Origin of the sequence: Alkaliphilus oremlandii OhILAs (assembly GCF_000018325.1) — a bacterium.
Classification (GTDB): Bacteria; Bacillota; Clostridia; order Peptostreptococcales; family Natronincolaceae; genus Alkaliphilus_B; species Alkaliphilus_B oremlandii.
This window is the reverse complement of sequence record NC_009922.1, coordinates 2,138,686-2,152,131: the sequence shown is the minus strand read 5'-3', so window position 1 is coordinate 2,152,131 and position 13,446 is coordinate 2,138,686. Positions and strand designations below refer to the sequence as shown.

The following is a 13,446-nucleotide window of genomic DNA, read 5'->3' as shown; positions in this document are numbered from 1 at the left end:
TGAAAATATTGTATAATAATTATTTGCTTGGTATAATGGATTGAGATTAAAATAAATTGGAGTTGAGTTAAATGGTTGTAATTGACTTGTTTTCAGGTGCAGGTGGACTAACAGAAGGGTTTATGAGACAGGGTTTTGAAATAGTTGCACATGTTGAGAAAGATAAATGGGCTTGTGAAACTTTGAAAACAAGAATTATATATCATTTTTTAAAGAGCAAGAATGACCTTGAGATATATTTTGATTACTTTAAAAGAGTAAATGGGTATCGTAATATTGAAGAAAGTAGACAAACTATTTATAGGAAATATCCTGAAATAAAAGAAAAGTTACAATATGAAGTATTAAATAAAGCTTTTGGGAATCCTTTAGAAGAAAAAAATGTTACAGGGATTGATGAAATAATAGAGTTACTTGAAGATTCTCTAAAGTATAAAAATTATAGTAGTACAGATCTGATTATCGGAGGACCTCCTTGTCAAGCATACTCACTGGTAGGTAGAGGAAGAATGAAAGATAAGGCAGAAACTGATAAGAGGAATTATCTTTTTAGGTATTATAAAGAAATAGTTAAACATTTTAAGCCTAGAATGTTTATTTTTGAAAATGTACCAGGAATATTAAATGCAAAAAAAGGTGAAGTTTTTAAAAGTATTGTAGATGAATTTAAGGAGATAGGGTATATCCTACTTGCTGGAACTAATGATGACCCTAAAGAATGTATTTTACATGCTAGTGATTTTGGCGTGCATCAAAGTAGAAAAAGAATGATATTATTTGGATTTAGAGATGATTTAAATTACCAATACCCTGATTTTAAGAAATATGCATACTCTTTTGAGAACATGACTACTAAAAATGCAATTGGAGACTTGCCAAAACTCAAATCCGGTCAAGGGAGCGATTTTGATACATTAAATTATGTTTCAAATGAAGGTGAAAGTTTATCAGCATTTCAAAGATTAATGAGGGCAGATAGTATTGGTGTTATAAACCATAAATCAAGATCTAATCAAGAAAGAGATTTGCGAATATATAAAAAGGCAATAGAGTTTGCTGAAAGTGGAAAACGACTAATGTATACTGATATTCCTGAAGAAGATAGAACTCATAAGAATGAAAAGGCATTTCTTGATAGATTTAAAGTTCATATGAAAAATGAAATTCCACATACAATTGTGGCACATATATCTAAAGATGGACATTATAACATTCATCCAGACATTAATCAGTGTAGATCATTAACAGTAAGAGAAGCAGCTAGAATTCAAAGTTTCCCTGATAATTATATATTTGAAGGACCAAGAACAGCCCAGTTTACTCAAGTAGGGAATGCAGTTCCACCATTAATGGCAGAGGCTATAGCTAAAGCCATTAAAGAATACTTAAATAAAGAAATATCACCACTTTACAGGTAATATAATTTCTCACTAGTGTTTGAAATGTGAGAAATATCAACATTTACTTTTGAGCCTTTATATTTTGTTTAAAAAAATATCAGTACAAAATACATGTGGATATTATTCTACTAATGCAATATATAGTTATCTTTAAAATAACATATTTTGGATTTTTGTAGATTTGAGTACGGCACTATTTAACCACTTAATTATGCTTCTCATTTGAATTTAATTGGATTTATTAGTTTTACTAGAGATTGCTTAATCAATTAATCATTGATACCTCTTAAGCTATTTAACTCTATTAGATGAAAATGAATTAATGTTTTTAAATAGTTTTGAGGTATTAAATAGTCAATGTTCAACTTGTATGTTGATGTTTTCAAGGTATTCCAATTGATGATATCTATAAATTTGTCAAAGATTTTGATATAATTAGTCATAGTCATTATTCTACTCGGTTGATATTGTGTGGTAATTATATTAAACCAGAGGTTGATGACTATTTTTATATCTAAATTTAAGGTAATTGATGAAGTTTATAGATACAATTTTTTTCGATGGATATAAAATCTATTAATTGAACACTAGTATAATAAAGATTAGGCATTATAATATTTAGGAACGGAGTGAAGCAATGAACTATCAAGAGGCGTTGGATTATATTCATGGGACATATAAATTTGGCAGTAAGCTAGGGCTAGAGAATATCAAATACTTACTGAACTTATTAGGAAATCCCCATCAAAAATTAAAAATTATCCATGTAGCAGGAACCAATGGGAAAGGCTCTACTTGCTCCTATATCCACAGTATCTTAAAGGAAGCAGGCTATCGAGTTGGTTTATATACTTCACCATATTTAGAAGAGTTTACTGAAAGAATTCGAATGAATGGAATCGATATTCCGAAGGACAGATTAGGTGAAATTACTAGTATTGTAAAGGAAAAGATCGATGGGATGGTGTCAGAAGGAAAAAACCATCCTACAGAATTTGAAGTAGTAACAGCCATAGCGTTTTATTACTATGCAGAGGAAGATGTAGATTTTCTTGTATTGGAAGTGGGCTTAGGAGGAAGGCTGGATGCAACCAATGTTGTTGAAAATCCTTTACTATCTGTAATCACACCAATCGGATTGGATCACACAGAGTATTTAGGAGATACATTGCCGAAAATAGCCTATGAAAAAGGTGGCATTATCAAAGAAAACAGCTTTGTTCTATCCTATCCTCAGGAAAAAGAAGTGGTAGAAGTATTTGAAAACTTGTGTAAGGAAAGAAATAGTAAGTTGTTTATGACCAGCTTTGATACGTTAGAAATACAGGAAAGTACAGTGAATGGACAGACCTTCTCGGTGAATGTTTTAGGGCAAGACTATTCTAATGTAAAGGTCCAAATGGTTGGAATCCATCAAATATACAATGCATGTACAGCTCTTGGTGTCGTTGAGATTCTAAGAAGATATAGAGATGTCAGCATCAGTAAGGAAGCTGTTTTTAATGGGCTCTATAACGCAAAATGGGCAGGTCGATTTGAAGTTTTAGGAAAGAATCCATGGATTATTATTGATGGTGCGCACAATTTACACGGTGCAATTGCCCTTAGAAAAAGTATCGAAAGCTTATTAAAGGATTACAAAATTACCTTGGTTGTAGGAATGCTCCAAGATAAAGATGTTCAGGGTGTATTGGAGGATTTAATCCCTTTAATGAGCAAGGTGGTCGCTACAGAGCCGAATAATCCAAGAGCAATGAAAGCTTCTGAATTAGCAGAAAAGCTAAAGGTTTTTAATAAAGAAACACATATCTGTGAAAGTATTCAAGAGGCAATCAAACGATCAAAGGATATAACCAGTGAGGAAGAGGTTATTATTTTTGCAGGCTCTCTTTACATGATCGGAGAAGTAAGAGCAGCTTTGACAAAAAAATTAGAAATTTAAGTTCTACTTTATATAAAGAATATACAATCTTTCATCAGTCACATATAGAAAAATCAATCATAAGATAATATATAATTAAGACCACTTTTGATTGAGAGGTGATGGGATGAGATGTTTGCCGAATGATATCCTTTTAATTTCAAATTTCTCGGATGATTCTATTTCGATTATAGATTTAGTTCAAGGGCTGGAAGTTAAAAAACTTAAATTGTGCTTTAGTGGAAAAAGTTCTTCATTTTCTAATTTTGGTCCTCATCATATTGCCTTTGATGAGCGAAGCAAGCTTTTATATGTTCCCAATAGCTGGCACAGCAGTATCTCTGTCGTCGATATCAATACAGAAAAAATAATTGATACCATCTTCGTGGGGAGCCATCCAAGTCAGGTGATTTTGAGTCAAAAATATCATCATATTTATGTGGCCAATACAGATTCCAACAGTGTATCTATCCTAAATCTGGATACATTAGATTTAGTACTACAGCTGCCCACGGGAGAAATGCCGCACGGTATGGCCATTACAAAGGATCAAGAGCGCATCTTTATTGGGAATTATGGATCGGGAGAAATAACGGAAATTTCTACAAATACAAATGAAATTATTAAGAATCATAGTATGGAATATAGACCGTGGCACATGAGAATCGATGAAAGTGGAGAATTTTTGTACGTTGTTCATTATAGTGATCAATTTACCAGAAAAGGGAAAGTACTGATTTACGAGACGGAATCACTAAAACAGGTAGAATGTATTAATCTTGGTAAGATGCCTGTAGAGGCCATCAGCGATAATGAAAACGAATATTTGTACATTACGGACTCGGATATGGATTGTGTTCATATCTATAATCTCAAGAAACATAAATCAGAAGGGATCATTAAGGTGAATACGATGCCCCATGGTATAGAGATGGATCGGAATAAAGGACGATTATTTGTTACTAGTATACAGAAGAATACGGTGGATATCATTGACCTACCGACAAAGAAGGTGGTTCAAAGTATACCGGTAGGAAAAGAGCCTACGAGCATTATCTATTATTAGAAACCTTTGAATTATTTTATAAGGAATAGGCAGGTTCTACTTATAATTAATGTATTTCAAAAGAAGAACTTTGCCGTAAATGAGTTTCAGAAAAAGCTTTCTCATAACGTTTCCATAGAAGTTTTTTTATAAAATATAAGGAGCTGGAGATATTGGATTTGTACACTCCAGCTACTTATATTTAAGTACTTGAATTTTTAAGCAAAGTTTAGAGCTGAGTACGCATAAGGTTGATCAGTATAAAGAAATTTTATTTTAAGCAATTAAGATTTTATTTTCGAAACCGGTGGATGGTATGTAAAGGATACTATTCAATGAGTAGATTAATAATTTGACTATATAAATTGGGTGCATCTTCCCGCCATTTTTCGCAAATTTGCTTTGCTTGTTTGTTGTTGGCCACACTTAAATTTAAATGAATTAGAGACATATCTTTTTCGATCACATCCAATTTAACTAAATATTCATCATCGGATATTTTAATATAGTCTGCTTTAACCTGCCTGTTTTTTACCATCTTCTCTTTTTGAATATTTAGCAACTGATCGATTCGTTCAACTTGAGATTTGGGTATCCTATTTACAAAATAGCTTAGGGTATTTTTTCCGCTTTCTGTAAGGATAAAAATATGATGCTTTTCACTTTGCTTTTCAACAATAAACTTAGAATCCTTCAATTCTCCTAAATATTGTTGTAGCATAAAGTAATTCATAATGTCATTTTCTAAAACAAATTGTGTTACTTGAGCATTCGTCATTGGGAATTCAATGCGATCCAATATATAAAGCAGAAGAAGTTTATTTTCTGCCAATTGCTGTGAATTATTCGTAAACATAATAACACCTCTCCTAAAGCATTATTTGAAATAAATTATAATCTTATATAATATATTAATCTATTTAGGATAAATTTGAAAGTAGAATTGTTCCTGTAACATAAAAAAGTATTGATCCAATAGAAAAAGGAAATGCTAATTGCTAGCATTTCCTTTAATTCTAATATATTTTCAATGATATATTATTTGCTTCCGTTATGATTTACGATGTTGTGATTTCACTGTGTTGTTATTTTTCTATTCTACTACTTTCCACTCATTTGTCTTTGTGCCATTTCAACTAAACGTCTTGTCATATATCCGCCAACATACCCGTTTTGTCTCGCTGTCAAATTACCTTTGTCTACACCTTCATAATTAGAAAGTCCTAAGTCGCTGGCTATTTCTAATTTCATTTGATTAAGAGCTTGACGAGCTTCTGGAACTACTACTTTATTTCTTGAAGCCATGATATTCTCCTCCTCATTTGAAGTAACCATAATCAACATCATCCGATGTTGTAAATATAATTTAACCATTTTGAGTAGGGAATATGTTAGCAGTTTTTTCTAAGAAAATTTTCAAAATGAAGAAAAATTCTTTTTATAATCAAGAAAAAAGCGCTATGGATAATGTGTTCCCAAAGGAAGAGCTGTATTGTAAATGAGTTTTAAAAAAAGCTTCCTTATAAGGATTTTTTAGAAGGTTTTCTTATAAGAAGAAGGATTTCTTATAATTTTTTGTGATAAAGTGACGAGAGGTCCTATAAACGGCAATAGAACCAAGGTATTAAAAATATTAAAGATTGTATGGGCATTGGCAATTTGTCTGGATACATTCAGCGGCGATAATTGAATGCAGAACCGGCACAATAACCCAATAAAAGGAAAAATAAGCAATACACCGAGCACATTAAAAAGAAAATGGATCAATGCAGTCTGTTTTGCAGCTTTATTTAAAGAAAGGCTAGAGATGATCGCTGTAACGCAAGTACCAACATTCATCCCTAATATGATAGCCACAGCAGAATCAATGGATATGGATCCTGAAGAACCTAAGGTTTGTAAAATGACTACACCGGTGCTACTACTTTGTAATATAGAAATAGTCGAAAAACCTAGCAATATACCCAATAGAGGATTTTTGCCAAATTCACCTAAAAGTTTTTGAAAGGCCAATAGATCTTTTAAGGGAGAAAGTCCATTTGTAAGGAGATTAATTCCAATAAAAATAAGGGAAAGTCCTAGGCATATATTCCCAAAGTATTTTAATTTTTTATTTTTAGTGGTCAAAATAATAAGCATACCCAATATAAAAGGAATGAAAGCGTACTGATCCACATTGAAAGCCAATAGCTGAGAGGTCATGGTGGTACCGATATTGGCACCCATGAGAATTGGTGTTGCCTGATGTAGGGTCAGTACATTTGCATGGACAAGGCCAACCAAAATAACTGTAATGCCACTGCTGGACTGTAGAATTGCAGTGGCAATAGCGCCGATTAAAACCCCTACAATGGGATAAACTTTCAAGTTTAAAATAATATTTTTTAATCGATGTGAGATAAAATTATTGAATCCCTCTGTGAGGAAATTCATTCCTAGTAAAAATAGGCCTAGACCGATGGATGAAGTAGAAATAAGTTCAATCAAAGAAAACACCTCCCGTTTAATATATGAGGAGGCGTATGGATATAAAACATGGATTAGAAAATTAATTGTAGTCCTAAGAGCCGACGTTTAATTTCGTTGATGGTTTCAAGCTCTTCCCGGGCACTATTTGCCTGAAAGGTAACAGACATCCTTAGGTAAGCACCGGCATCGTCCCAAGGAACTGTAGAAATCAGCGCATTTTTTATCAGATATTCAGATACTTCTTCGGCACTGCCAAAGGTGATTCCAGATTGAGTTCCCTTTGGTATTGGAACGTAACAATAGAATGTCCCCTTGGGCTTTTCTGCTGAGAATCCAACTTCCTTTAGGGCAGCGACTAGAAGATCCAAACGCCTAGCATAACGATGGCAATTTTCAACACAAATTTCTGGATGATTTAGGGCATAAACTCCTGCCTTTTGTATCGCTCTAAACTGTCCAGAATCCGTATTGTCTTTGACCGTGCCATAGGCCTTAATGGCGAGCGGATTTCCTACAATAAAGGCCAATCGCCATCCTGTCATATTATACCCCTTGGACAAACTGTGGAGTTCTAAGCCAACTTCCTTGGCACCATCAATAGAAAGAAAACTTAAAGGTTGCTTTCCTTCAAAAGTAATCGGAGCGTAAGCCGCATCGGAAACGACGATAACATTATTTGTATGTGCAAAGTCGACGACCTTTTTATAGAATTCTTCTGTAGCCACTTGGCCAGTTGGATTATTGGGATAATTTATATAAAGAAGCTTGGCTTTTGCTAGAACCTCTTTTGGAATTGTAGAGAAATCGGGATAAAAGTCATGCTCCTTATATAGGGGCAAGTTATATGTAGTACCGCCAAGATAGTTGGTATAGGTAGATAGAACAGGGTAACCAGGTGTTGTGGCTAAGGTAATATCTCCGGGATTGATAAAGCACATTGGAAGCATGGACAATATGGATTTAGAACCAATTCCGTGAATGATTTCTGTATAAGGATTGATGTTTTTAAGACCATAAACTTTTTCTAGATACCCAGCAGCAGCCTCTTGAAACTCAGGAATACCATTGTCGGAGTATAGTCGATTTTCAAGCTTTCCAGCCTCGCTGGATAAAGCATGAACAATCGGTGTATCTGCGGCTTTGTCTGGTTCTCCGATTCCTAAATCAATTAGGGATAGATTTGGGTTATTTTTCATCGCAAGCTCTTTTGCTTTTTTTATCTTTGCAAATTTATAGATCTTTGTTTCATTTGCAAAGTCTTTTCCACCCAGTCGATGAGCTATTTTATCAATATAAAAACTCATGGAAGAAACCTCCTTATAAATAAAAGTAGACCGCTTTATTAAAAATAGCGCTTACAATTATCATATTCACTGACGGTCGCTTTTGTTACACTTTAAATAAAATATAAATTTAGTACTAATAAAGCAAAGCAGATAAACAAAAGGAATATAGTTTATCTGCTTTGTTTTTATGAAGAGACGCCTATGAATTTAGCCCTCTAAATCTTCAATCTTTTCCTGAAGCTGTTTGAAGGTTTCATTGAGCCATTGATAAAAGTCAATAATGCGATCTATTTTTTGCAAATACTTCGTTAAGGAATTTTGTAGCTCTGGATCTTCGAACTGGGGTAAGAGCATATTCAAATTTTTTGAAATTTCGTTAAAAATTTTGATATGATTGTGAACAACAGAAAGCCATTGGTGGACGAACGTATTTGAAAAGGTCTTATATAAACTTTCTTCTGCGGTATATAAATCTTTTCGTATTCCTTTCTTCCAAGTTTTTTCAACCATTTCAGCATCTAATAAGCTGCGTATTCCTGTACTCATAGAGGTTTTGCTCATTCCTAGGGATTGGCTCATATCATCTAAGGTTAATGGATTGTTTTCAAGAAATATAATGGAAAACAGACGGGACTCTGACAAGGATAATCCATAAAGGTTGATCAATTTCGATAATGTAAGTATTGCTTCGCTTTTTATTTCTTCTACTTCATTTATTATGTGCGTATCATTTAAATTCATGAAAGGGTTGCCTCCTTAAATAGCATGTTTCAACCTATATTATACCACGTACGAAGCAATATACTATAGATATTATAATAAAAAAATAAGATTAAGGATTTAGAGGATCTTGGAGGAATGAGGCGTATTTGTAAGAATAAGACAACACATGAACGTACAGTTTAAACTGTACGTTCAGTTTGTACAATATGAACAGATTTAACATTTGTAATTTACGATTAAAACATATTATAATATAAAGATGAGTGAAAGGATAAAATAAGATGTGGATAAATTTAAGTGTGATTACAAATGAATGAGGTGAATTAATGATAAAGATTGAAGTGAAAGACTTGACGAAGGTTTTTGGAAAAAACCCAAGTCAAGGAATCAAATTGCTACAAGAGGGAAAAACAAAAGAACAGATTCTAAAAGAAACGGGAATGACGGTAGGTGTAAACCGAGCATCATTCGAAGTATATACGGGAGAAATTTTCGTTATTATGGGTTTATCCGGCAGTGGAAAATCGACTTTAGTTCGGTTGATTAATCGCCTGATCGAGCCCAGTGCAGGAAGTGTATTTGTAGATGGTGAGGATCTAGCTAAAATGGATAAGGAGCAACTTCGCAAAACTAGAAGAAAAAAACTGGGTATGGTTTTTCAAAAATTTGGGTTGTTTCCACATCGAACTATTCTAGAAAATGTAGGATACGGTTTAGAGGTTCAAGGCATGCAGAAAGATGAAATCCGAAGTAGAGCGATGGAGTCTTTAAAATTAGTTGGTTTAGAAGGGTATGAGGATCAGTACCCTAGCCAATTGTCTGGAGGAATGCAGCAAAGAGTAGGTCTAGCCAGAGCTTTGGCAAATAAACCGGATATATTATTGATGGACGAAGCCTTCTCTGCTCTCGATCCCTTAATCCGTAAAGAAATGCAGGATGAATTGATAGAATTACAATCTACAATGCAAAAGACGATTATATTCATTACCCATGATTTAGATGAAGCTCTTAAAATAGGAGATCGAATCGCATTGATGAAGGATGGCGTAATTGTTCAAATCGGTACGCCGGAAGAAATTATGACGAACCCTGCCAATGATTACGTTAAAAAATTCGTTGAGGACGTAGACCGCTCTAAAGTATTCTCTGCTCAGCACGTTATGAAGCGACCAGAGACCATTGATGTTGAAAAACACGGTCCACGGGTTGCGTTGCAGAATATGAAGCAAGCGGGAATTTCTAGTATTTATGTGATCAATAAAAATAAAGAGCTCCTCGGTGTTGTAACTGCAGATGCTGCGTCAAAAGCAGTAAAGGATGGCAACAAAAATATTTATGATGTGATGGAAAAGGAAGTGCCCATCGTTCCACCGGATCTATCTTTGAACGATCTGTTCGAGGTGATTCATAATTCACCAGTACCTGTGGCTGTTGTGGAAAATAAAATATTAAAAGGAATTATCGTAAGGGGTGCAGTACTGGCAGCTCTTGCTGGAAATGAGGTGAATGAGGATGCAGATACCACAAATACCCCTCGCTAAATGGGCGGATATGATTGTTGCTTGGTTAAGAAAGGATGCTCAGTGGTTTTTTAGCCCTATTAAAAACCTTTTAGATGCTATTGTAACTGGCTTAAGTGATATTCTTATTGCCATTCCTCCCTTAGTTTTTATAATGATTATGGTAATACTGACGGTAATCATCACTAAGAAAAGATGGGGATTAACCGTATTCGTTTTAGGCGGTTTACTTTTAATACAAAATCTTGGTTATTGGAAGGGAACAATGTTGACCTTATCGTTAATTTTAACATCCAGCCTGATATCCATCGTCATCGGGATTCCTCTTGGAATATGGATGTCGAGAAGCAAGGCGGCGCAGAATATCATAACACCTATATTAGACTTGATGCAGACTATGCCAGCTTTTGTCTATTTAATACCAGCCGTTTCTTTTTTCGGCATAGGGATGGTACCTGGAATTATTGCATCTGTTATATTTGCAATGCCGCCGGTTGTACGTTTAACCAATCTGGGGATCCGACAAGTCTCTACAGAGCTAATAGAAGCAGCAGATGCCTTTGGCTCCACTGCAACACAAAAGCTATTTAAAGTTCAGCTTCCTATGGCAAAAAGCACCATTATGGCAGGAATTAATCAAACCATTATGTTGGCGCTATCCATGGTGGTTATTGCTTCTATGATTGGGGCTGAAGGCTTAGGGGTTGAAGTCTTCAGAGCTGTTACGAGAAATGAAGCCGGACAAGGATTTGCTTCTGGTATATCCATTGTTATACTGGCAATTATATTAGACCGTATGACTCAAGCATTAAATACTAAAAAGCATTCTTAGGTAACGATGAATGCTGGGTAGCAATACCGTATAAAAGTAATTCATAGATTTAAGGAGGAAAATATAAATGATTAAAAATAAATGGAAGAAATTAAGTATTATTGCTGTTGCTATTGTATCACTGACCATTGTAGGATGCAGTAACAGTAAAACAGGAGATCAGGACTCTGGTGGTACTCTAGGAAAGCAGCTAGGGTACAAAATTACAGGCATCGATGCGGGAGCAGGCGTTGTTCAAGCGGCAGAAAAGGCTGTTAAAGATTACGGATTAGATTACACGGTGCAAACTAGCTCAGGTGCTGCCATGACGCAAGCACTTGCAGATGCTATTGAAAATAAAGAGCCAATTATAGTTACTGGTTGGTCTCCACATTGGAAATTTGCTAAATATGATTTAAAATATTTAGAGGATCCAAAGGGTTCCTTTGGTGAAGCAGAGCACATCAATACAATTGTTCGTTTGGGACTAGATAAAGATATGCCCAATGCATACAAAATATTAGATAACTTCTACTGGACATCGGACGATATGGAAGCCGTTATGTCCAAAGTCAATGAAGGAGCAGATGTAGAAGAAGTTGCAAGACAATGGATCGATGATCATCAAGATAAGGTGAGCAAATGGACAGAAGGAGCAGAAAAGGTCAATGGTGAGGCGATTAAACTTGCCTACGTTGCATGGGATACTGAAATTGCCTCGACCAATGTAATTGGCTTGGTATTAGAAGATATGGGATATAAAGTTACGTTGACTCAAGTTGAAGCAGGACCAATGTGGGCTGCAGTAGCCAGTGGCGATGCAGATGCAATTGTAGCTGCATGGTTACCGGGAACCCACAAGAAGTATATGGAGGATTATAAGGGCCAAGTTGAAGATTTAGGTCCAAACCTAGAGGGTGCAAAGATAGGTCTCGTTGTACCAGCTTATATGGAGATCAATTCTATAGAAGATTTAATTGAATAATAAATTCGCAAATAGGCTTTTCAATAAGCCTATTTTTTTGTGTACATTCTAAGCAAAATAAGCATAAAACCCTTTCTAGAGAATAAACTTTAATATAATCTTTTACACAGGGGGAGTTACATGAAATTATATATCTTTAGAAAAAGAATGTTCTCTATTATTCTATGTGTTTTATTACTGTTAAGTGGTATTGTAGCGTATACAAAGGCAATCGATGGCAGTATCGCAGCAGTTTTTTCGAATCAAAAGAGATTGCCCATCTACAGTGTAGAAACTGAAGAGAAAAAGATTGCCATTAGCTTCGACGCTGCTTGGGGTGATGAATTTACAGATGATATATTGGATACATTAGATAAATATAATGTGAAAACTACATTCTTCTTAGTATCTTTCTGGGTAGAAAAATATCCAGATATGGTGAAAAAAATCTACGATAGGGGTCACGAGATCGGAAACCATTCGACGACACATCCACATATGTCGAAGCTATCGAAGGAGCAGATTATCACTGAATTAAAAACTACAGGGGATAAAATTGCGAAAATTACAGGAAAAGATCCCGTCGTTTTCAGACCGCCATTTGGAGATTATAACGATTTGTTGATAGAAACTGCAGAAGAACTAAATTATCATACCATTCAGTGGGATGTAGATTCATTGGATTGGAAGGAACTGGGTGTTCAGGCGGTAGTAGATCGGGTCACTCGAAATGTTAAAAAAGGATCCATCGTATTATTTCATAACAATGCGAAATATGTCAGTCAATTTCTACCCATCGTATTAGAAAAACTACAAGAACAAGGATATGAAATTGTCCCAGTATCAGAATTGATATACACAGAAAATTACTCCATTGATAATACAGGAAGGCAGAAAAAGAATTAGAAGAAACTCTCCACCATATTTGGAGAGTTTCTTTATTTTGAGCACTTGAAACTCTAAGCTTTATCTAGAGTTGAGTGCGACATAAAGTTTGTGAGCCAGAGCGAACAAATTTTATTTTGAGCACTTGAAACTCTAAGCTCTATCTAGGGTTGAGTGCGACATAAAGTTTAAAAGCCAGAGCGAACAAATTTTATTTTGAGCACTTGAAACTCTAAGCTCTATCTAGAGTTGAGTGCGACATAAAGTTTGTGAGCCAGAGCGAACAAATTTTATTTTGAGCACTTGAAACTCTAAGTTCTATCTAGAGTTGAGTGCGACATAAAGTTTGTGAGCCAGAGCGAACAAATTTTATTTTTGCATAATTGCTCCTTGAACTACAAAACATAACCATTAACACGATC

Annotated in this window: 12 protein-coding genes; 7 read left to right on the top strand and 5 right to left on the bottom strand. The window is 34.8% G+C overall.

Annotation, left to right across the window (positions count from 1 at the left end; translation table 11 throughout):
- Positions 1-71 precede the first annotated feature (71 nt).
- The 3 genes from CLOS_RS10585 (at position 72) to CLOS_RS10575 (ending at position 4,387) form a co-directional block, all read left to right on the top strand.
- Complete coding sequence (locus CLOS_RS10585; protein WP_012159875.1) at positions 72-1,418, top strand: DNA cytosine methyltransferase; 1,347 nt, start codon at positions 72-74, stop codon at positions 1,416-1,418.
- A 619-nt stretch (positions 1,419-2,037) separates the two neighbouring features.
- Entirely contained in the window at positions 2,038-3,342 is a 1,305-nt protein-coding gene (locus CLOS_RS10580; protein ID WP_012159874.1) for a bifunctional folylpolyglutamate synthase/dihydrofolate synthase, read from the top strand.
- A 106-nt stretch (positions 3,343-3,448) separates the two neighbouring features.
- Positions 3,449-4,387: a YncE family protein gene (locus CLOS_RS10575; protein WP_012159873.1), complete on the top strand. Its 939-nt coding sequence runs from the start codon at positions 3,449-3,451 to the stop codon at positions 4,385-4,387.
- A gap of 307 nt (positions 4,388-4,694) precedes the next feature.
- On the opposite strand, the gene CLOS_RS10570 is transcribed toward CLOS_RS10575, so the two are convergent.
- From CLOS_RS10570 to CLOS_RS10550, 5 genes are all read right to left on the bottom strand, one after another.
- Positions 4,695-5,222, bottom strand: a complete 528-nt coding sequence (locus CLOS_RS10570; protein WP_012159872.1) for a DUF4364 family protein — start codon at positions 5,220-5,222, stop codon at positions 4,695-4,697.
- Between the two features lie 245 nt (positions 5,223-5,467).
- The gene (locus CLOS_RS10565; RefSeq protein WP_012159871.1) at positions 5,468-5,671 is read right to left on the bottom strand and encodes an alpha/beta-type small acid-soluble spore protein; all 204 of its coding nucleotides are present in this window, start codon (positions 5,669-5,671) and stop codon (positions 5,468-5,470) included.
- Positions 5,672-5,899: 228 nt separating this feature from the next.
- Positions 5,900-6,862 carry a Na/Pi cotransporter family protein gene (locus CLOS_RS10560; protein WP_408626268.1) on the bottom strand — a complete coding sequence of 321 codons (963 nt, stop codon included), beginning with the start codon at positions 6,860-6,862 and terminating at the stop codon, positions 5,900-5,902.
- 44 nt (positions 6,863-6,906) lie between these two features.
- On the bottom strand, positions 6,907-8,139 hold the full coding sequence (locus CLOS_RS10555) for an LL-diaminopimelate aminotransferase (protein ID WP_012159869.1): 1,233 nt from the start codon (positions 8,137-8,139) through the stop codon (positions 6,907-6,909).
- Between the two features lie 189 nt (positions 8,140-8,328).
- Positions 8,329-8,862: a GbsR/MarR family transcriptional regulator gene (locus CLOS_RS10550; protein ID WP_012159868.1), complete on the bottom strand. Its 534-nt coding sequence runs from the start codon at positions 8,860-8,862 to the stop codon at positions 8,329-8,331.
- 308 nt (positions 8,863-9,170) lie between these two features.
- Between CLOS_RS10550 and CLOS_RS10545 the strand changes: the two genes are divergently transcribed.
- The 4 genes from CLOS_RS10545 (at position 9,171) to pdaB (ending at position 13,045) form a co-directional block, all read left to right on the top strand.
- Entirely contained in the window at positions 9,171-10,385 is a 1,215-nt protein-coding gene (locus CLOS_RS10545; RefSeq protein ID WP_012159867.1) for a quaternary amine ABC transporter ATP-binding protein, read from the top strand.
- Positions 10,357-11,196 carry an ABC transporter permease gene (locus CLOS_RS10540; RefSeq protein WP_012159866.1) on the top strand — a complete coding sequence of 280 codons (840 nt, stop codon included), beginning with the start codon at positions 10,357-10,359 and terminating at the stop codon, positions 11,194-11,196. Before CLOS_RS10545 ends, CLOS_RS10540 begins: the two co-directional genes overlap by 29 nt.
- Positions 11,197-11,263: 67 nt before the next feature.
- The gene (locus tag CLOS_RS10535) at positions 11,264-12,160 is read left to right on the top strand and encodes a glycine betaine ABC transporter substrate-binding protein (protein WP_012159865.1); all 897 of its coding nucleotides are present in this window, start codon (positions 11,264-11,266) and stop codon (positions 12,158-12,160) included.
- 120 nt (positions 12,161-12,280) lie between these two features.
- Complete coding sequence (gene pdaB / locus CLOS_RS10530; RefSeq protein ID WP_012159864.1) at positions 12,281-13,045, top strand: polysaccharide deacetylase family sporulation protein PdaB; 765 nt, start codon at positions 12,281-12,283, stop codon at positions 13,043-13,045.
- Positions 13,046-13,446: the final 401 nt, after the last annotated feature.